This window comes from Micromonospora sp. AB353 (genome assembly GCF_049538395.1).
Classification (GTDB): domain Bacteria; phylum Actinomycetota; class Actinomycetes; order Mycobacteriales; family Micromonosporaceae; genus Micromonospora; species Micromonospora aurantiaca.
Genome location: NZ_JBMVFV010000208.1, coordinates 1 through 270 on the forward strand (window position 1 = coordinate 1; position 270 = coordinate 270).

1 protein-coding gene is annotated in these 270 nt (G+C 71.5%); it reads right to left on the reverse strand.

From position 1 onward, the window contains the following. On the reverse strand, positions 1 to 270 hold a 270-nt coding region (locus ACPCK6_RS29700), incomplete at both ends, for an ACP S-malonyltransferase (protein ID WP_423482870.1).

The window sequence follows — 270 nt, forward strand, 5'->3', positions numbered from 1 at the left end:
CCAGCCAGCACGTCGGCGTTCATCGCGGTCAGGACGCTCTGCGGCCCGACCTCCAGGAACGTGTCCACCCCGGCAGCCCGCAGGGCGGTGATCCCGTCGGCGAAGCGCACGGCCTCCCGCACATGCCGCACCCAATACTCCGGCGTGCAGATCTCGCCTGCGCCGGCCAGGGCACCGGTCACGTTCGACACCACCGGCAGCAGCGGCGCCTGGAACGCCAGCCCCGCCAGGACGGCGCGGAAATCGTCGAGCATCGGCTCCATCAACGGA